Genomic DNA, 19,953 nt, shown 5'->3' with positions numbered 1-19,953 from the left:
CCTACGCCGCTGCGCGAACGACGGCGGCGACCTGCTCCGCCGACAGATCCGCCAGCGCCACGTAACCGCCGCCGAGGCACGTCGCGAAATCGGCAGCGAGCCCGAGGCGCACCATTCCCGATTCGCAGTCGACGACGACGGAGGCGATCTTGTCCGACGCGATACGTCCCGCGGCGATTCGGGCCCGGCCGACGGGATCGGTGCCTCCGGTGGCACGGCCGTCGGTCAGCGCGACGACCAGAGCGCGGCGCAGTGGATCTCGAACACGCTCTCGCAGAACGAGTTCCCGTGCCTTCAGAAAGCCCTGCGCCAGTGGCGATCTGCCACCGGTCTTCATCTTCCGCAACCGGGTCACGGCCACGTCCACCGACGACGTCGGCGGCAACACCGTTTCGGCTTCCGTGCCGCGCACGGTGATCACCGCAACCTTGTCGCGGCGCTGATACGCATCGCGCAGCAGCGAGAGCACCGCACCGGTCACCGCGGACAGTCGATCTCGCGCAGCCATCGAACCCGAGGCATCGACGACGAAGACGATGAGGTTGCCCTCGCGTCCCTCCTTGATCGCGCCCCGCAGATCCGCAGGCTCGAGCTTCAACCGGCCGGAGGTGCGGCCGCGGACGACCTGCTGCTCGGCCGCGGCGAACAGGGTGCCCACCAGGTGCAGGCCCTTGCCCGCCTCGACGGTGGGACGTACCGATCGTCCGTGCGCGGACCGTGACCGCGAGCGTCGACCAGGCGCACCCTCGCCCACTCCGGGAACCTCGAGCAACCGTGCTCTGAACTGTGCTCCCGGAGTACCTGCCTGTTTCTCACTGCCGGTACCCGAGGGCGGCGGTGGTTGCGCCGAATCCTCGTGCGAATCGGAGGACTGTGTGTCGGAGGGCTGCGTATCGGAGGGTTGGGACTGGGAGGCATCGTCGGGAGCCTCGGGATCGGGAGCTCCCCCACCGCCGTCGGGGTCGGGATCCGGATCCGGCTGCTGCTCGGCCTGTTCGGCCGCGTCCCGCATGGCGTCGTCCAGTTGCTTGTCGTCGATGCCCGGCTCGTCGAAGGGATCGCGCCGACGCCGGTGCGGCAGCGCCAGTTCGGCGGCAATCCGCACGTCTTCCTCGGCCACGTCGCTTGCGCCTCGCCAGGCGGCGTGGGCGGATGCGGTGCGAGCGAGCACAAGATCGGCGCGCATACCGTCGACGTCGAAGGATGCGCAGAGCGCGGCGATACGCCGAAGTTCCTTGTCGCTCAACACCACATCGTCGAGAATCTTTCGGGCGGCCAGAATCTGCTCGGCCACTGCGATGTCCTCGTTGCGGTACTCGGCGGCGAATGCGTGCGGGTCACGCTCGTAGTTCATCCGGCGGCGGACGACGTTCATGCGAACGTCCACGTCCCGCGACGCCGTCACCTCCACTGCCAGACCGAACCGGTCGAGCAGCTGCGGGCGAAGCTCGCCCTCTTCGGGATTCATCGTGCCCACGAGAACGAATTGCGCTGGGTGGGAATGAGAGACACCGTCACGTTCGACATGCACCCGCCCCATCGCGGCCGCGTCGAGCAATACGTCGACCAGGTGATCGTGCAGCAGATTCACTTCGTCGACGTAGAGCACTCCACGGTGCGCAGCCGCGAGCAGACCGGGTTGAAACGCACGTTCGCCGTCGCGCAGAACCTTCTCGAGGTCGATGGACCCCACCACTCGATCCTCGGTTGCCCCCACCGGAAGTTCGACGAGCTTCGCCGGACGCGAGCCGTCCTCGTCCTGCACGGCGGGCAGCAGTGCCGCGAGTGCGCGCACCACCGTCGATTTCGCGGTGCCCTTCTCTCCTCGCACCAGTACACCGCCGATACCGGGGTGCACGGCACACAGAATCAGCGACAACCTCAGCTGATCCTGACCGACGATCGCACTGAACGGATATCCCGGTTCGGGAACACTCCCACTTCGCTGCACAGCCAATTCCCTTCGTGCCCGGAGTTCCGCGCCGGACGTTCGGTCGAGATACGCGAAGCCGAGCGGCGATCTGGCTGACAGGGGAATCTCCTCGAGCGAAGATTCTCCTGAACACAGTGGCGGGACCGCGCCTGATTGACACAGGACTTCTCCGCGACCGACTTCGAACGGAACACTACCGCCGAACGAACGAATGCCACACACGGTAGGGCCGTGTGTGGCATTCGTTCTTCTCGTACTACAGGGAGGTCAGCTCTCGCTCCAGGCGGTGCCGCCACCCCGACGCATCGGCGTGTGCGGGATGCCGTCCTCGAGAACTTCCTCGCCGTCCGGCAGGAAGCCGTGCTTGGCGTACATGTCTACGAGGTAGCTCTGAGCGTTGATACGGCAGGGGGCCGAACCGACCTCGGCAAGCGCGGCCCGCAGAATTCGCGTGGTGTGGCCCTGTCCCCTGGCCGAGCGCTGCGTGCAGAGCCGGCCGATACGGAACGCCTTCTCGCCGTCGTCGTGCTCCTCGAGCAGGCGGAGTGTGCACACCACTTCGCCGTCCCGTTCGAGCCAGAAGTGCCGTGTCTCGGTCAGCAGGTCACGCCCGTCCAACTCCGGGTACGCACACGCCTGCTCGACCACGAACACCTCGACACGCAGCTTCAACAGGTCGTACAACGTGCTGTTGGACAGGTCTAGTGCCCATGATCGTTTGAGAGCTGCTGCTTGCGTATTCATACCTTTTGCTATCACACACCCGTGGGCTGTGCGAGCTCACGAGCATTTTCCAGTTGCAGTGTCTTGGACGTCCAGCCCCAGACCTCGTCGAACAACGAGCTGTTCTGCGCCAGCTTGACCCCCAGCGACGGGACCATTTCCTTGAGCTTGGGCTGCCACGCGTCGTACTTGTCCCCGAAGCACCGCTGCAGCACGTCCAGCATGGCCGGAACGGCGGTGGATGCGCCGGGAGAGGCACCGAGCAGTCCGGCGATGGTGCCGTCCGCTGCGTTGACCACAGCGGTGCCGAACTCGAGCACACCGCCGCGACCCTTCTTGCGGATCACCTGGACGCGCTGACCCGCGGTGACCAGCTCCCAGTTCTCGCCGAGCACCGAGGGCGCGAACTCGCGCAGCGTCTCGACACGATCTGCTTGCGACTGAGCCAGTTCACTGACCAGGTACTTGACGAGTCCGAGTTCGGTCACGCCGACCCCGAGCATCGACATCAGGTTTCCGGGCTTCACCGAGCTGGGCAGGTCGGTGATCTTGCCCTGCTTGAGGAACTTGGGCGACCAGCCGGCGTACGGGCCGAACAGCAGACCCTGCTGGCCGTTGATCACGCGGGTGTCGAGGTGCGGGACCGACATCGGCGGAGCACCGACCGAAGCCTTGCCGTACACCTTGGCCGAGTGCTGCTCGATCAGAGCTGGATCGGTGCACCGCAACCACTCGCCGCTGACCGGGAAGCCGCCGAATCCCTTGATCTCCGCGATTCCGGACTTCTGCAGCAGGTGCAGTGCGCCGCCGCCTGCGCCGACGAAAACGAACTTGGCGTTGACGGTCTTCTTGACGCCGGTGCGCTGGTTGGCGACCTTGACGTCCCAGCTGCCGTCGGACTGCTTGGTGATGTTGCGCACATCGTGTCCGAAGTGCACGGTGCCGCCCGCGGACGACAGGTAGTTCAGCAGCTGCTTGGTGAGCGCACCGAAGTCGACGTCGGTGCCTTCCTGACTCCAGTTCAGGGCCACGGGATCGGAGAAGTCACGGCCCTTGGCCATCAACGGCAGTCGCGCCGAGAACTCGTCCTTGGAGTCGATGTACTCCATGCCTGCGAACAACGGGTTGCCCACGAGCGCCTCGTACCGGGCACGCAGGTACTTCACGTTCTCGGCCCCGTGCACGAAGCTCACGTGCGGAATGGGATTGATGAAGTTCTTGGCGTCGGAGAGCACACCGGTCTCGATGCCGTGTGCCCAGAACTGACGCGACACCTGGAACTGCTCGTTGACGTTGAGCGCCTTGGCGATATCGACGCTGCCGTCCTTGTTCTGCGGCGTGTAGTTCAGTTCGCACAGTGCCGAGTGGCCGGTGCCAGCGTTGTTCCACGCGTCGCTGCTCTCGGCCGCGGCCGCGTCGAGCCGCTCGTAGACGTCGATCGACCAGTTCGGCTCGAGCTGACGGAGCAGCGCACCGAGGGTGGCGCTCATGATTCCGGCACCGACCAGAACGACGTCGGTCTTGATCCGCTTACCCTGCTCATCTTTGGACACTGGCGAATCGACTTCCTTGTCTGTGGAGGTCTCGGCCGGTGGCGGTATCGACCGGAGAACTCTGCTGTAGAGGGCTGCTTCACCCGATGCGGTCAGGTTACTAGCTGGGCCTACCCCGTCGGACACCACGTCAACCCGGTTCCGATTGTGCTCCTCGGACGCCGCCCGCGGTGCCCACTACAGTTGTGATCTGTGACTACCTGGGTGCCCGACGTCCTCGGCGACGGCTACGAACAGACGACCATTCCACTCGGCAACGATCCGGACGGCGAAGGGCAGGTCGAGGCCACTCTCGTGCGGTACCAACCGCCCGGTGCCGCCAACTTCGAGCGTTCGGTGATCTACGTCCACGGTTTCACCGACTACTTCTTCCAGCGCCACATCGCCGAGCACTTCGCAGCGCAGGGATACGCCTTCTACGCCCTGGACCTGCGTAAATGCGGACGCTCGCGCCGCGAGGGCCAGACCGCACACTTCGTGACCGATCTGGCGATGTACGACGCCGAGCTGAACGAGGCTCTCGCCCTGGTCCACGCGGAACGCCCGGGTGCCCCGGTCCTGCTCATGGCGCACTCGACCGGCGGGCTCGTACTGCCGCTGTGGCTGAACCGTCTCAACAGACAGGAGGGCGGATCGGCCGGGCTGGGCCTGTCGGGTGTGGTCCTCAACAGCCCGTGGTTCGACCTGCAGGGCCCACCTGCCATCCGCAGCGTCGGTACCGCCGCGATCGACGTCATCGGCAGGTTCCGGTCCAAGGCACAGGTTCCCGGCGGCGGGCTCGATACGTACGGGTTGTCGCTCGCGGCATCGGAGAACGGCGAGTGGGACTACGACCTCGACTGGAAGCCCTTGGCAGGCTTCCCCATCACCTTCGGGTGGATTCGCGCCGTCCGCCACGGACACGCCGAACTTCATCGCGGCCTCGACATCGGTATCCCCGCACTGATTCTGCGCTCCAAGGTGACGCACTTCTCGCGCCGATACAGCTCCGCGGTCGACGCCGCAGACGCCGTACTCGACGTTCGCCAGATCGCGCGCTGGGCGGGCTGCCTGGGCGACCGCACCACGATCGTGCCCATCGAGGGAGCCCGCCACGACGTCTTTCTGTCCACCGAGACTCCACGCGCTCGGGCCTTCGAGGAAATGGACGAGTGGATCGAGTGGTTGCATCGAAGCGAGAGCACCGACCACGCGTCGGGCAAGGACCACACCGAGAGCGGGCACATTTCATGACCGAGCATTTCGACGTCGCGATCATCGGCTCCGGATCCGGCAACTCGATCGCCGATTCGCGCTTCGAAGACAAGAAGATCGCTCTGATCGAGGAGAACTCGACCTTCGGCGGCACCTGCCTCAACGTCGGCTGCATCCCCACCAAGATGTTCGTCTACGCCGCCGAGGTTGCGCGGACAGTACGCGATTCCTCGAAATACGGTGTCGACGCCCACGTGGACGCTGTGCGCTGGCCGGACATCGTCGATCGCGTCTTCGGCCGCATCGACCCGATCTCGGAGGGCGGCAAGCGTTACCGCGCCGAAGGCAGCCCGAATCTCACCCTGTTCGAGGGTCACGCACGCTTCGTCGGCCCGCGCACCATCGACACCGGCACCGGCACCGTGATCACCGCCGACCAGATCGTCGTCGCCGCCGGATCGCGTCCGACGGTGCCGCAGTCCATCGCCGATTCGGGTGTCACGTACCACACCAACAGTGATGTGATGCGTCTCCGCGAGCTACCCGAGCACCTGGTGATTCTCGGATCCGGTTACATCGCAGCAGAATTCGCGCACGTCTTCTCTGCTCTCGGCTCCAAGGTGTCGATAGTGGCCCGCAAGGACACCTTGCTCCGCGCACTGGACGCCGACATCTCGAAGCGATTCACCGAGCTCGCCCGCGCCAAGTGGGACGTCCACCTCGACTCCGGCGAGACCACTCCCCTGTCCGAGGGCGGGTTGCACGGGGTCCAACTCGCCGACGGCACCAAGGTCCTCGGCGATGCGTTCCTCGTCGCCGTGGGCCGCGAGCCCAACGGAGACCGTCTCGATCCGGCTGCGGCAGGCATCGAGCTCGACCACGAAGGCCGCATCGTGGTGGACGAATTCGGCCGCACCACGGCCGAAGGAGTGTTCGCACTCGGCGACGTATCGTCCCCGTACCAACTCAAGCATGTGGCCAACCAGGAAGCTCGCGTCGTTCAGTACAACCTGCTGCAGGACGCGTGGCACGGCGACACCTCGACGCTACGGAAGAACGACCATCGGTTCGTTCCCGCGGCGGTGTTCACCGATCCCCAGATCGCCGAGGTGGGCATGACCGAAGAGCACGCCCGCGACGCCGGCCTGGACATCACCGTCAAGGTCCAGAACTACGGAGATGTCGCCTACGGCTGGGCCATGGAGGACAGCGAAGGTCTGTGCAAGATCATCGCCGAGAAGGGCACTGGGAAGATCCTCGGCGCGCACATCATCGGCGCACAGGCCCCCACGTTGATCCAGCCACTCATCCAGGCCATGAGCTTCGGTTTGTCCGCTCAGGACATGGCCCGCGGCCAGTACTGGATCCACCCAGGTCTTCCCGAGGTGGTCGAGAACGCTCTCCTGGGACTCGAGCTGTAGTTCCGGTTACCAGGGGCTGGTGCGGAGCACGATCTCGGTGGCCAGCGCAGCCGGCTCGTCGGCGACGACATTCGCGCTGCCGTCGAGTTGGACCACGCGGAAGTCCGCGTAGACGAACCGTCCGCTCGCGTCGGCGGATGTGCGGCCCAGAGAGGACCCGACGACCAATGTCGTCGGCAGCTCGACCGGGGGGCAATCCGCGCCGCGCACGGTCCCCTGCTCGTCGGCGATCGCGGGGTGGCACCGGTTCACCGCGATCAGACTGGCGAAGCGTCCGAAGGTCTTGGCGGCCAACGTCCATGCCGACTCCGCACCCGCTCCGCTGCCGACGAGGTGCACCCACGACAGCTTCAGCTCGTCGAGAACCGTCAGGATCGCCTCGTCGCTGACGCCGTCGATGCTTTCCAGCGCAACAGTTTTCAGATCCGAATTGTGCAACCGTTCACTGACGGCGTCGTAGACATCCACCGGATCGCCTGCATCGGGAAGCAAGAGAACGGCGTGCCTGCTGTCCGGGCCTGCGACTCGCACCGAACATTGCCCACCCGCAGCACTCACATGCGTGAACTCCATGGGGACGACGGTACTGCCTCTTGCGCCGACCACGCGTCGGTTCTATGGTTAGTTACATGAGTAATGAACCACTGAGGCAAGCAACCTCGACGCACCGGCGGCGGTTCTGATGGACGAGGGCAGGCCGATCTTCCTGCAGATTGCCGAGATGATCGAGAACTCGATCATCGACGGCTCCCTGGCAGAGGAAGAGCAGGTCCCCTCGACCAACGAACTGGCCGCATTCCATCGAATCAACCCGGCCACCGCAGGAAAGGGACTCGCCAAGCTCGTCGCCGACGGTGTCGTCTACAAGAAACGAGGAATCGGAATGTTCGTGACCACAGGCGCTCGGGACGCTCTTAGATTCCGTCGCCGAGACCTCTTCGCTCGCCAGTACATCGATCCGCTCGTCACCGAGGCTCGCAAGCTCGGCATGACCGTCGACGAACTCAAGACCATGCTCGACAACTGGGAGGCAGCACGATGAGCGTCCACACCCTCGACTCGTTCGACGAACCCAGCAGCATCGTTGCGTCGGCCACGCACCTGACCAAGAACTTCGGCTCGTTCACCGCGGTCGACGATGTGAGTTTCGAGATCGAACGCAACAAGATCTACGGCTTCCTCGGCCGAAACGGCGCGGGTAAGACCACCGTCATGCAGATGATGACGGCTCAAATGCGCCAGAACGCCGGGGACATCTCGGTGTTCGGACAACGTCCTTGGGAGAACCCTCACGCGCTCGGTCACGTGTGCTTCGTCAAGGAAAGCCAGAAGTATCCCGACGATCTCAAGGTCAAGCACGCCGTCTCGCACGCGTCACATGTCCTTCCACACTGGGACGGCGACTTCGCCGCCGAATTGCTGCGCGACTTCGACCTGCCCCTCGGCCGCAAGATCAAGAAGCTCTCGCGAGGAATGACGTCGGCTCTCGGAATCGTCATCGGACTCGCGTCACGTGCACCACTGACCTTTTTCGACGAGCCCTACTTGGGACTGGACGCGGTCTCGCGACACCTGTTCTACGACAGATTGCTGGCCGACTACGCCGAGCACCCCAGGACCGTCGTTCTGTCCACTCACCTCATCGATGAGGTCAGCGATCTCATCGAACACGTGATCCTCATCGACAAGGGCAGGATCGTGCTCGACGACGAGTCGGATGCTCTGCGCGAGAGTGCATTCGAGATCACCGGTCCTGCGCCGGCTGTCGACGAGTTCGCCGCTGCTCACCGGACCCTGCGCCGCTCCGCTCTTGGACCGAGCGTACGAACGACGATCGACGCCCGACTGACTGCACAGCAGAGATCCGACGGCCGAGCCGCAGGGCTCACCATCGAAGCTGTTCCACTGCAACAGTTGATCATCGAACGCACCACCGCCGAGGAGGCGTTGTCATGAAACGGATACTGAACGTAGCTCGCATCCACAACACTTCGTGGGCAACGACATTCGTGTGGCCGATGGCGGTTCTCGCGATCGCCTTCGTGATCACCTTCGGCACATTTCTGGTCATCCCGACCACGGACTCCGAATACAACTTCACCGGTAGTGTCTTCTCGATCTATGGATTCGCCATGGCGTTCTACATCACCGCGATCACTCAGTGCTTTCCCTATGCCCTGGGTCTGAGCGTCACTCGCCGCGAATTCCTCACCGCCACAGCGTTGGTAGGTGTGTGCCAGTCGATTGCATTCGGCACGATCATCTACGTGCTGTCCGTGATCGAAGCAGCCACGGATGGATTCGGCCTGAAACTGAGAATGTTCGGCATCGCTCGGTACGCGACCGACAATCCGTTGGTGCAGTGGGCCGCACTCGTTACCGTCATGCTGCTCCTCGGCGGCTTCGGTGCATTCATCGGCGTCGTGTATCGACGGTTCCGCACCAACGGATTGTTCACCCTCGGACTCGGAGCGCTCGTAGTCTTCGGCGGCGGATCTGTACTCGTGACCTGGCAGAACTGGTGGCCCGACGTCGGCGACTTCTTCACCGACACACCGCGAATTCTGCTACTGGTCGTCATTCCGTTGACCATCACGGCGATACTGTCTGCGGCCAGCTGGTTCGGTCTGCTCAAAGCAACTGCGTGACAATGGTGTCGAGGCCCGGATCGACGCCGTGCTCGATGAGGTCGAGTACGGCGTCGACGTCGAGGTTGTCTTCCACCAGATCGGCCAACAGATCCAACTGCTGCTCTCGCAGTGCCGCGACCGACGTGTCGGGTGCCACCTCGAATCCCGTACGACCCGATTTCTCTGCCACCCAGGTGAGCAGGGAACGACGGAAATCGTCGGACTCGAGCAGTCCGTGCCAGTGGGTGCCCAGAACGCTGCCGCGTAGGCTGCCTTCGGAGATACCCGACGCGGTGGTCGACAAGGCGTCGTCGCCGTTTCGTGCGACCCGGCCGTGGTGAATCTCGTAGCCCGACACGGAATTCGGGCCGAACTGCATCGACTGCCCCGCCACCTGCGCGAGTACCTTGTCGGCAGCGAACTCGATGTCGAGATCGAGCAGACCGAGACCCCGGACTGCCCCCGCTCCGGATTCGACGGTGTCGTCGATCGTTCGGCCCAACATCTGATAGCCACCGCAGATCCCCAGAACCGGAAGGCCCGCAGCCCCGCGTGCCGCGATCGCATCGGCAAGACCGGTGCGTCGCAACCACTCCAGGTCCGACACGGTGGACTTACTGCCCGGAACGACCACCAGATCCACATCCTCGAGCCGGGACGGCTCGGTGACCCAGTGGACCGACACCCCGGGCTCGCAGGCCAACGCCTCGACATCGGTGGTGTTGGAGATTCTCGGCAAACGCACGGCCGCGACGCGCAACCACTGCGAGCCGTGCGGTGCACGCGGCCGCCCCACCGGAGCATCGGGAACGGTTCCGAGTGAATCCTCGGCGTCCATCCACAATCCGTCGGCGAACGGAACGACACCGTACGTCGGACGTCCCGTCAACGCGCGCAACTGATCGAGACCAGGTGCCAGCAGAGCAGGATCACCGCGGAACTTGTTGATCACGAACCCGGCGACGAGCGCCTGATCCTCCGGAGACAGCACCGCAACGGTGCCGAACAGATGAGCCAGCACTCCCCCTCGATCGATATCCCCCACCACGATCACCGGAAGAGACGCCGCCGTCGCCAACCCCATGTTGGCCAAGTCCGTGGCGCGCAGATTGATCTCGGCGGGCGAGCCGGCCCCCTCGCAGATCACCACATCGAATTCTTCACGCAGAGAGGCCAATTCGTCTGCCACCACGGCGCGCAACGACTGCCGATGCTCGATGTAGTTGCTCGCACTCACCTGCGCAACGGCCCGCCCGCGCACCACCAACTGCGAGGTTCGGTCACTCCCCGGTTTCAGCAACACCGGATTGAAGCGGACACTCGGCTCGAGACCACAGGCCGTCGCCTGCATCGCCTGCGCTCGACCGATCTCACCGCCGTCGAGCGTGACCACCGAATTGTTGGACATGTTCTGCGCCTTGAACGGAGCAACCCGCACGCCCCGTCTCGCCAACATCCGACACAGCCCGGCAACCAACACACTCTTGCCTGCGTCGGATGTCGTCCCCGCAACCAGCAGGGCGCCTTTCGGATTCACGGGAGGGTCAGAATCTCGCTGCCCGTCTCGGTGACCACCAGCGTGTGCTCGAACTGCGCGGTCCACTTCTTGTCGTGCGTGACGACCGTCCAACCGTCGTCCCACATCTTGGCGTTGATCGTGCCCAGGTTGATCATCGGTTCGATCGTGAACGTCATACCCGGCTCGATGACGGTGTCCACCGACGGCTGGTCGTAATGCAGAACGACGAGACCGTTGTGGAAGGTGGTACCGATGCCGTGGCCGGTGAAGTCCTCCACCACGCCGTAGCCGAACCGGTGCGCGTACGACTCGATGACGCGGCCGATCACGTTGAGCGCGCGCCCCGGCTTGACCGCCTTGATGGCACGCATGGTGGCCTCGTGCGTACGTTCGACCAGCAGGCGCGCTTCCTCGGAGACGTTGCCGGCCAGGAAGGTCGCGTTGGTGTCGCCGTGGACGCCGTCGATATATGCGGTGACGTCGATGTTGACGATGTCACCGTCCTGAATCACGGTGGAATCCGGGATGCCGTGGCAGATGACCTCGTTCAGGGAGGTACAGCAGGACTTCGGAAATCCCCTGTAGCCCAGCGTGGACGGGTACGCACCGTGATCGATCATGTACTCGTGGGCAATCCGGTCCAGCTCGTCGGTGGTGATTCCCGGTGCCACCGCCCGGCCCGCTTCCTGCAGTGCCCTGGCCGCGATCTTCGACGCCACTCGCATCTTCTCGATGACCTCGGGGGTCTGGACCCAGGGCTCACTGCCTTCGGCCACGGTCGACTTCCATGCGTATTCGGGGCGCTCGATGGACTTGGGCACAGCGAGGACGGGCGATACGACGCCTGGTACGAGTGGCTGACGGGGCTTGCTCTCGGCGGTCACAGACATGACGTCCAGAGTAGTCGGCTCGTATTCGGCCCCGAACCGCAGCGCAGTGGCCTGTGCCAGTAGAAACATCGCTTGCCGTTGTGGATATGATCTGGATCACGTTCGTCGCTCGTGCATCCGACACGGGAAAGGAAGCTCCGTGGTCCATTCGAATCTGTTGCGGCCCCGTGACGGCGATGCCCTGCGCGCCGAACTGCGCCTGGTGGCAGCGGCGTCCGACGTGCCCGTCGTGTTCGGCGGCGAGGTCTCCTCGGAGACCCTGTACTTGAGTGAGTTCCACGGAACCAGAACCCGCGGCCTGGACGGACTCGCCATCCCACCCAGATCCGGCCTCGGCGGGCGAGTCATGGAACAGCGCAGGCCCGCGGCCGTGAGCGATTACGGCGCGTCGATGTCGATCACCCATCACTTCGACCGACCGGTACTCGGCGAGGGCCTCAAATCGATACTGGCGGTGCCGGTGGTCGTTGCCGGTGTGGCGCGAATAGTGATGTACGCGGCCCTACGCGAACGCGGCCCCCTCGGAGATCGCGTCGGCGACATCATGACGACCGCCGCCAGGCGTCTCGGCCAGGAGATCTCCGTGCGTGACGAGGTCGACCGCCGGATCCGTCTGCTGGCGACCACCCGCTCGATGCTCGACTCGGATCTCTCCCGCACGGCCGAACTGCGCAGCGTCCACGAGGAACTGTCCGATCTCGCCCGATCTGTCGGTGACGTGGCCATCCGGCGCAGACTCGACGCGGTCGCAGCCCGCGTGGCCGCGTCGTTCGGCCAGGAGATGCCCCACGACCCACGGACCCAGGACGTGTCGCAGTCACTGACACCACGAGAGATCGACGTGATCTCGCAAGTTGCTCTGGGCTGCACCAACATCGAGGTCGCCGCGCGTCTGTCGATCGGTGCCGAGACCGTCAAGTCATACCTGCGCAGCGTGATGCGCAAAACCGAATCGCACACTCGATACGAAGCCGTGGTGGCCTGCCGTCGACTCGGCGTTCTGCCCTCCTGAACCGGGCACACCGCCGATCGGTCAGTACCCGGGCGGCAGTTGCTCGAACATCTCTCGGGTCACCGCGACCGCATTGTCCGAGCTGCCGCCCCGCACCACGAGGGTGGCGAAGGCGATGTCTCCGCGGTAGCCGACGAACCACGAGTGCGAGCCGCCGTCGACCTCTGCTTCGCCGGTCTTGCCGTACACCTCGCCCTGGTCTGCGATGCGCTCGGCCGTACCGCTGGTGACCACCGAACGCATCATCCCGCGCAGCCCGTCGACCATCGCAGGCTCGATCTGCGGATGCTCTCCCGTGATGACGGTGTCGCGTCCGACCAGGAGGTTCGGCACCGGCGTCGAGCCATGGGCAACCGTCGCGGCGGCCAGGGCCATACCGAACGTCGACACGACCACTCTGCCCTGACCGAAGCCGTCCTCGGTGCGCTGGACGAGCTCCTCGGCCGGGGGTACCGAGCCGGAGTCGGTCGGCAGCCCGACGACGTCGTAGTCCGGCCCGACGCCGAACTGGGATGCCGCCACGGTCAATGCATCCGGTGCCATCTCGCTGGCCAGCTTGGCGAACGAGGTGTTGCACGAGCGAGTGAACGCAGTACTCATCGTCACGTCACCCAGTGCGAACTCGTTGTAGTTGGGCACACTGCGCTCACCGATCACGATTCGACCCGGACACGGGACGGTGCTGCCCGGAGACGCGAGTCCGCTCGAGATGGCGGCACCGGCGGTGATGATCTTGAAGGTCGATCCGGGTGGGTAGAGGCCGGCCGACGCGACCGGTCCGTCCCGATCGGCAGCCGGGTTCTGTGCCACCGCCAGAATCGCCCCGGTCGACGGCTGGATGACGACCGTCATCGCCTGCTCGGTGCGTGCGTTCACCGCACGCTGCGCGGCGACCTGAATGTTGCGATCGAGACTGATGGAGAACGACGGAGAGGGCTCCGGCGGAGTGTCGGTGAGGACATCGATGTCGACGCCGTTGCGATTCGTGGTGACCACACTCCACCCCGCCTTGCCGTCGACCTCGTCGATGACGGCCTTCTTGACCTGGCCGACCAGGTCCGGCGCGAACGTGGGGTCGGTGGACACCAGATCCGATTCGTCGGATGCAGTCACTCCCGGGATCTCGGTCAGCGCGGCCGAGATGGGCTGGTAGTCACTGTCTCGAAGCAACGCCACCGGATAGTCGCCGTCGACAGAGGTGGCGGATTCGACGATGGACTGCGCGGTGATGGACGCATCGAACGGCGTCAGCAACGTCGACAGCGCCGTCGCCGAGGCCACCACATTGTTCGCATCGGCCGCGTCGAACTTGATTCGGTGCACCACCCCGGGCACCAACACATCGGTCCCGGAGCGCTCGTTGACTCGTGCGCGAGGAGCCGCCGTGGATCGCAAGGACATCGTCTGAGTGTCACCGAGCTTGGGATGGATGTCCGACGCCGTCCAGCGCACCACCCACTCGCCCTCGCTGCGACCCATGTTCAGCTGACCGTCGTACGTCCACACCCGATCCTTCGGCAGCTGCCACGTGTATTTGTAGCCGACTGTGGCGGTGTCACCGTCGACCTGCACCGACGTCGTCTCCGCTTCCAGAGCCTCGGCCTGAAGATTGGTCCACGCCTCGGTCAGTGCCGTGGCCGCCGCGTCGGGCTTGTCGGTGTCCGCGGCCGCGGCGGCGATGTCATTGGACTCGAACGCGGCCAGAAAAGCCTGGGCAGCCGGCTCCGGGCCGTCGGGCTTGGGGGTACATCCGGCGAGGGCGGCAGCAACGACGGCTGCGACCACCGATACCGCGCCGATCCGATACCGCACTTCGGTTGCACCACGTGATCTCATTGCGCCCCATAGTAATAGGGCGCTGCCTCCGGCTGCGGCAACGAATCGCGGTTCGGCACAACCCGTTCGAGCGACGGCCGATCTAGTCGAGGAGCACGGTCGTGAAGGTCGCCACCTGGGTCAGACCGATCTTCGCGTACGCCCGTCTGGCGACGTAGTTGAAACTGTTGACGTAGAGGCTTGCGGTGCGGCCCTGGCGGACCACCGAGTTCACCACCGCTGCGGTACCGGACGCACCGAGACCGTGCCCGCGCCGATCGGGGTGAACCCATACCCCCTGGATCTGCCCCACCGTCGCCGACTGCGACCCGATCTCGGCCTTGAACACCACCCGACCGTCCTCGAATCGAGCCCACGCACGCTGCGCGGCAATCAGACTCGAGATCCGTCGCCGGTATCCGCGGCCGCCGTCGTTCTGCCTCGGGTCGACTCCGACTTCCTCGATGAACATGGCCACGGCCGCAGTCAGATACACGTCCAGTTCCTCTGGGCGAACGAGACGTACGTGTGGATCGGGGGTGACGGACGATCGAACCGACGTGGCCAGCAGTGGCTGCTCACCGCGAACCTCACGAGCCGGGCCCCAGTCGGTTTCGAGCATCTCCCACAGCGGCAGTGTCAGTTCGGCTCGACCGACCAGCGAGGAACACAGCCGTGGACCGCGACATGCGCGGTCGGCGAACGACCGCAGATCGTCACTCGATCCGAGCAGAGGGACAAGGTTGGCTCCGTAGAAACACAACGATTCGTCCGGTCCGCCCCGGCTCCACATCTCACCGTGAAACGACCTCGGATCCAGTCCGGATTCCTGCACCCTGGCGGCGACCATGCAGGTGGCAACCGGGTCGGCATCGAGCACCCGTAAGACATGCGCCACGTCTCGATTACCGAGAGGCTTCGCACCGAGGAGCTTGAGCACCTGCCGACCTCCTGACCCACCTACCGCATACACACCGACCGAGCGTGTAGCGAATCATTCCAGAGAACCTGTTCCCTCGGTGGCAGAGCGGCAAACCGGACACCGACCGGATCGATCATCCTCAGCTGACCGTGACCACCGGAGCGCCGCCGTCTGCGGTCTCATCCTTCTCGAATTCCTCGGCGATGCGCATTGCTTCCTCGATCAAGGTCTCCACGATCTGAGCCTCGGGCACGGTCTTGATGACCTTGCCCTTGACGAAGATCTGGCCCTTGCCGTTGCCCGACGCCACGCCGAGGTCGGCGTCGCGCGCCTCGCCCGGACCGTTGACGACGCACCCCATGACGGCAACGCGCAGCGGAATTTCCATGCCCTCCAGGCCTGCGGTGACCTCGTCGGCGAGGGTGTACACGTCGACCTGCGCGCGTCCGCACGACGGGCAGGAGACGATTTCGAGCTTGCGGGGACGCAGGTTGAGCGACTGCAGAATCTGGTTACCGACCTTGATCTCCTCGGCCGGCGGAGCCGACAGGGAGACGCGGATGGTGTCGCCGATTCCACGGGACAGCAGTGCGCCGAAGGCCACCGAGGATTTGATGGTGCCCTGGAAAGCGGGGCCGGCCTCGGTGACGCCGAGGTGCAGCGGGTAGTCGCACTGCGCGGCCAGCTGCTCGTACGCGGCGACCATGATGACGGGGTCGTTGTGCTTGACGGAGATCTTGATGTCACCGAATCCGTGTTCCTCGAACAGGCCCGCCTCCCACAGCGCGGACTCCACGAGGGCCTCCGGTGTCGCCTTGCCGTACTTCTTCATCAGGCGAGGGTCGAGCGAACCGGCATTGACGCCGATGCGGATCGGAATGTTCGCGTCACCGGCGGCCTTGGCGACTTCCTTGACCCGGCCGTCGAATTCCTTGATGTTCCCCGGGTTGACGCGCACAGCGGCGCACCCTGCGTCGATCGCGGCGAAGATGTACTTGGGCTGGAAGTGGATGTCGGCAATCACCGGAATCTGACTCTTCTTGGCGATGATCGACAGCGCATCCGCGTCGTCCTGTGTGGGGCATGCCACACGCACGATGTCGCAGCCCGACGCCGTCAGTTCGGCGATCTGCTGCAGAGTGGCGTTGATGTCGTGGGTCTTGGTGGTTGTCATCGACTGCACCGAGATGGGGCTGTCGCTGCCCACTCCCACCGACCCGACCTGGAGCTGCCTGGTCTTTCGACGCGGCGCGAGTACCGGTACCGGCGGTGCCGGCATTCCCAATCCGACTGACACGGACACAGTGGCCTTCTTTCCTAGCTACGACTGACGAGTCTACTTAGAACAATTGAATCGGGTTGACGATGTCCGCCGTGAGTGTCAACAAGGAGAACCCGATGAAAACGACGATGACCACGTAAGTGACCGGCATCAGTTTCATGTAGTCCACCGGCGCGCCGTCCGGCAGGCCACGGCGGTTGCGGAAGATGTTGCGGATGCGCTCGTAGATGGTCACGGCGATATGGCCACCGTCGAGCGGCAACAGCGGCACGAGGTTGAATGCCCCGAGGAAGAAATTCAACGACGCGAGCAACCCGATGAACGTCGCCCAGTTCTCCGTCTCCGCAGCCTGACCACCGATGACACTGGCACCGACGACGCTCATCGGGGTGTCGAGGCCACGCTCACCGCCGAAGATCGACTCCCACAGCGCCTGCACCTTGGTCGGCAGTTGCACGAGGGCTTTGCCGGTCTGCACGAAGATGTCGCCGGTGAAAGCGAAGGTCTCGGGTACCGCCTCGATCGGGTTGTAGGTGATGTTCGGTGGCGGACCCCCGGTGACACCGACCGCCCCGACCGTCGTCGATTCCCTCGCTCCGGTGTCGGGATCGACGACGTATCGCTGAACCTGTGTGACCGGGACGGTGATGGTCTGCGAAGCACCGTTGCGATCCACTGTCAGCTCGACCGAGCCGGTGGAGGCCTGAATGGCCAGAACCGCATCCGACCAGACCTCCGTGGGGGTGCCGTCCACCGCTGTGATGATGTCGCCCTCACGCAGCCCTGCCGCTGCGGCCGGACCGTCACCCGAGCAATCGGCGATCTCACCGTCCGGTGTCTGCGTCGTTCCGACGCAGCCGACACCCTGGACAGTCGTGGTCGGAGTGACCCGATCGGGCGTGCCCCACCCGAGAACGAGCGCATAGATCAGCACGATTCCCAGTACGAAGTTCATCGCGATGCCGCCGACCATGACGACGATCCGCTTCCACGTCTTCTGGCGATACATCGCGCGCTCGACCTCGTCGGGTGCGAGCTCGTCGATCGCCGTCATTCCGGCGATGTCGCAGAATCCGCCGGCCGGAATTGCCTTGAGGCCGTACTCGGTCTCGCCGCGTCGGAAGGAGAAGATCTTGGGGCCGAAACCGATGTAGTAACGGCGAACTTTCATGCCGAGCGCTTTCGCGGTCCACATGTGTCCTGCCTCGTGCAGCGCGATCGACACACCGATGCCGACAGCGAACAGCACCACACCCAGAGCGAACAGCATGTGTGTCTACAGGCCCTTCTGTTTCAGGAGCTCACGCGCATGTGCGCGAGCCCAGGAATCCGCCGCGAGGACGTCGTCCACGTCGGTCGGCACCGTCGACCATTGTCCACTGCCGTCATCGACCACGGCGCGCACCGTCTGCAATATCTGCGGGAACTCGATGCGCCCGGCGAGGAACGCCTCGGCGGCGATCTCGTTGGACGCGTTGTACACCGCCGTCGTGCACCCGCCCATGATTCCGGCCTCGCGGGCCAGCTGCACGGCGGGGAACACTCGATCGTCGAGTGGCTCGAAGTCCCAGGAGAACGCTGCAGTGAAATCGAGTGCACGCGCGACATCGGGAACTCGATCGGGCCACCCGAGCGCCAACCCGATCGGAAGCTTCATGTCCGGCGGGCTGGCCTGGGCAATGGTGGATCCGTCCACGAACGTCACCATCGAATGGACGATGGATTGCCGATGCACGGTGACGTCGATCTTGTCGTAGGGCACCCCGAACAGCAGATGCGCTTCGATCAACTCGAGGCCCTTGTTGACCAAGGTTGCCGAGTTCAACGTGTTCATCGGACCCATCGACCAAGTCGGATGAGCCGCGGCCTGGGCAGGCGTCACCGACTTCAGTTCCGCTTCGCTCCACCCACGGAACGGGCCGCCCGATGCGGTCAGGATCAGTCGATCCACCTCGCTTCGGTGGCCACTGCGCAGGCACTGCGCCAGCGCCGAGTGCTCCGAGTCCACCGGAACTATCTGTCCTGGTGCGGCGGCAGCGAGCACCAGTTCCCCGCCGGCGACCAGAGATTCCTTGTTCGCCAACGCCAGCCGGGCTCCGGTCTTCAACGCCGCCAACGTCGGCTCGAGACCGAGCGAGCCCACCAGCGCGTTGAGCACCACGTCCGCCTGCGTGGACTCGACGAGCTCGGTGACCGCGCGCGGCCCGCTGAGAACCCCGGGAAAGTCGAGCTCGGCGGCAGCGGCGGGGTCGGCCACGGCCACGCGTCGAGCACCGGTCTCGGCGATCTGACGGCGAAGTAGGTCGATGTTTCCACCGCCCGCAGCAAGACCGACGACGACGAAACGGTCGGGGTCGGTGGCGATGACGTCGAGCGCTTGGGTTCCGATCGAGCCGGTGCTGCCCAGCAGCAACACTCGAATCGGCTCGGGACGATCCGAGGAGGTCGTTCGCTCACGATGGTCTGGCACCGGTCCATTGTTGCCTACCGAGGCTGAGAAACCCCTATGTGCCGCCGTAGCTGGCACGCTGGAGGGCATGGACGTCTCGAAGTATCGCGCGGCATCGTTCAACTACGTCGACGTAGGGGCGACGAGCGGCAGGCTCCCGTCCGGCTACCACCACGTCGAGAAGTCGCGGGTCATCGGATCCGGGCTCGAGGACTTCGTGGCCGCAGCCGACACGCTGATGCGCTGGGACATGCACCGCGGCACCGGACTGAAGGTCCATTCCGACCACGACACCGCCGTCCCCGACGCCGTGGTCGTTCTCACGCTCGGGCCCGTTCGCATCCCCTGCCGTGTCGTCTACGTCATCGACGAAGCCAACCGACAGGGCTTCGCCTACGGCACCCTCGACGGTCATCCCGAGTCCGGCGAGGAACTGTTCTACGTCGACTACTCCCCCGAGGACGGGACGGTGTCCGCGCACATCACCGCGTTCTCGAACCCCGGCCGCTGGTACACCAGGCTCGGCGGTCCGGTGGGCAAGCGAGTCCAGGCCCTGTTCACCGACCGCTATCTGACGGCGTTGGCGTCGGCGTGCCGGTCGCCGCGCTGA

Annotated in this window: 18 protein-coding genes and 1 riboswitch; of the genes, 7 read left to right on the top strand and 11 right to left on the bottom strand. The window is 64.8% G+C overall.

The features are described 5' to 3' along the window. Position 1: 1 nt before the first annotated feature. From R4P47_RS05195 to mqo, 3 genes are all read right to left on the bottom strand, one after another. The gene (locus R4P47_RS05195) at positions 2–1,957 is read right to left on the bottom strand and encodes a magnesium chelatase subunit D family protein (RefSeq protein ID WP_188078636.1); all 1,956 of its coding nucleotides are present in this window, start codon (positions 1,955–1,957) and stop codon (positions 2–4) included. 40 nt (positions 1,958–1,997) lie between these two features. Beyond that, positions 1,998–2,149: riboswitch (cobalamin riboswitch) on the bottom strand. 51 nt (positions 2,150–2,200) lie between these two features. Beyond that, complete coding sequence (locus R4P47_RS05190; RefSeq protein WP_068050238.1) at positions 2,201–2,677, bottom strand: GNAT family N-acetyltransferase; 477 nt, start codon at positions 2,675–2,677, stop codon at positions 2,201–2,203. A gap of 11 nt (positions 2,678–2,688) precedes the next feature. Beyond that, entirely contained in the window at positions 2,689–4,209 is a 1,521-nt protein-coding gene (mqo, locus tag R4P47_RS05185) for a malate dehydrogenase (quinone) (RefSeq protein WP_283346993.1), read from the bottom strand. Between the two features lie 192 nt (positions 4,210–4,401). On the opposite strand from mqo, the gene R4P47_RS05180 reads away from it, so the two are divergent. After that, entirely contained in the window at positions 4,402–5,442 is a 1,041-nt protein-coding gene (locus tag R4P47_RS05180) for an alpha/beta hydrolase (RefSeq protein ID WP_317784191.1), read from the top strand. After that, complete coding sequence (gene mtr / locus R4P47_RS05175; RefSeq protein ID WP_317547192.1) at positions 5,439–6,824, top strand: mycothione reductase; 1,386 nt, start codon at positions 5,439–5,441, stop codon at positions 6,822–6,824. The genes R4P47_RS05180 and mtr overlap by 4 nt, the downstream gene beginning before the upstream one ends. A gap of 6 nt (positions 6,825–6,830) precedes the next feature. On the opposite strand, the gene R4P47_RS05170 is transcribed toward mtr, so the two are convergent. After that, positions 6,831–7,397, bottom strand: coding sequence for an alpha/beta hydrolase (locus R4P47_RS05170; RefSeq protein ID WP_317784190.1), 567 nt, complete (start codon positions 7,395–7,397; stop codon positions 6,831–6,833). A gap of 106 nt (positions 7,398–7,503) precedes the next feature. On the opposite strand from R4P47_RS05170, the gene R4P47_RS05165 reads away from it, so the two are divergent. From R4P47_RS05165 to R4P47_RS05155, 3 genes are read left to right on the top strand one after another with little or no spacing between them, the layout of a single operon-like run. Next, entirely contained in the window at positions 7,504–7,866 is a 363-nt protein-coding gene (locus tag R4P47_RS05165) for a GntR family transcriptional regulator (protein ID WP_176460506.1), read from the top strand. Then, positions 7,863–8,780: an ABC transporter ATP-binding protein gene (locus R4P47_RS05160; RefSeq protein WP_317784189.1), complete on the top strand. Its 918-nt coding sequence runs from the start codon at positions 7,863–7,865 to the stop codon at positions 8,778–8,780. Before R4P47_RS05165 ends, R4P47_RS05160 begins: the two co-directional genes overlap by 4 nt. Continuing rightward, the gene (locus tag R4P47_RS05155; protein ID WP_317784188.1) at positions 8,777–9,472 is read left to right on the top strand and encodes an ABC transporter permease; all 696 of its coding nucleotides are present in this window, start codon (positions 8,777–8,779) and stop codon (positions 9,470–9,472) included. The genes R4P47_RS05160 and R4P47_RS05155 overlap by 4 nt, the downstream gene beginning before the upstream one ends. On the opposite strand, the gene R4P47_RS05150 is transcribed toward R4P47_RS05155, so the two are convergent. Beyond that, positions 9,456–10,991, bottom strand: coding sequence for a cobyric acid synthase (locus R4P47_RS05150; protein WP_317784187.1), 1,536 nt, complete (start codon positions 10,989–10,991; stop codon positions 9,456–9,458). The genes R4P47_RS05155 and R4P47_RS05150 overlap by 17 nt on opposite strands. Beyond that, on the bottom strand, positions 10,988–11,863 hold the full coding sequence (map, locus tag R4P47_RS05145; protein ID WP_317784186.1) for a type I methionyl aminopeptidase: 876 nt from the start codon (positions 11,861–11,863) through the stop codon (positions 10,988–10,990). Before map ends, R4P47_RS05150 begins: the two co-directional genes overlap by 4 nt. Positions 11,864–12,002: 139 nt before the next feature. Here map and R4P47_RS05140 point away from each other — a divergent pair, with 139 nt between their 5' ends. Continuing rightward, positions 12,003–12,875 carry a helix-turn-helix transcriptional regulator gene (locus R4P47_RS05140; RefSeq protein ID WP_317784185.1) on the top strand — a complete coding sequence of 291 codons (873 nt, stop codon included), beginning with the start codon at positions 12,003–12,005 and terminating at the stop codon, positions 12,873–12,875. 21 nt (positions 12,876–12,896) lie between these two features. Here R4P47_RS05140 and R4P47_RS05135 read toward each other — a convergent pair whose 3' ends face one another. The 5 genes from R4P47_RS05135 to dxr form a co-directional block, all read right to left on the bottom strand. Continuing rightward, positions 12,897–14,711, bottom strand: a complete 1,815-nt coding sequence (locus R4P47_RS05135) for a penicillin-binding transpeptidase domain-containing protein (RefSeq protein ID WP_188078638.1) — start codon at positions 14,709–14,711, stop codon at positions 12,897–12,899. A gap of 82 nt (positions 14,712–14,793) precedes the next feature. Beyond that, positions 14,794–15,630: a GNAT family N-acetyltransferase gene (locus tag R4P47_RS05130; protein WP_068050264.1), complete on the bottom strand. Its 837-nt coding sequence runs from the start codon at positions 15,628–15,630 to the stop codon at positions 14,794–14,796. Between the two features lie 121 nt (positions 15,631–15,751). Then, the gene (gene ispG, locus R4P47_RS05125) at positions 15,752–16,891 is read right to left on the bottom strand and encodes a flavodoxin-dependent (E)-4-hydroxy-3-methylbut-2-enyl-diphosphate synthase (RefSeq protein WP_269593732.1); all 1,140 of its coding nucleotides are present in this window, start codon (positions 16,889–16,891) and stop codon (positions 15,752–15,754) included. A 61-nt stretch (positions 16,892–16,952) separates the two neighbouring features. Next, positions 16,953–18,164: a M50 family metallopeptidase gene (locus R4P47_RS05120; RefSeq protein ID WP_068050266.1), complete on the bottom strand. Its 1,212-nt coding sequence runs from the start codon at positions 18,162–18,164 to the stop codon at positions 16,953–16,955. A 6-nt stretch (positions 18,165–18,170) separates the two neighbouring features. Beyond that, on the bottom strand, positions 18,171–19,433 hold the full coding sequence (dxr, locus tag R4P47_RS05115) for a 1-deoxy-D-xylulose-5-phosphate reductoisomerase (RefSeq protein ID WP_317784184.1): 1,263 nt from the start codon (positions 19,431–19,433) through the stop codon (positions 18,171–18,173). Between dxr and R4P47_RS05110 the strand changes: the two genes are divergently transcribed. Further along, positions 19,432–19,953 (top strand): DUF1990 domain-containing protein, encoded by a 522-nt coding sequence (locus R4P47_RS05110; protein ID WP_317784183.1) that lies wholly within the window; start codon positions 19,432–19,434, stop codon positions 19,951–19,953. The genes dxr and R4P47_RS05110 overlap by 2 nt on opposite strands.

It is taken from the genome of Rhodococcus sp. IEGM 1370, assembly GCF_033142325.1.
Taxonomy (GTDB): Bacteria; Actinomycetota; Actinomycetes; order Mycobacteriales; family Mycobacteriaceae; genus Rhodococcoides.
Note: the sequence above shows the minus strand (reverse complement) of the source record. Positions and strands in the feature narration are given on the sequence as shown.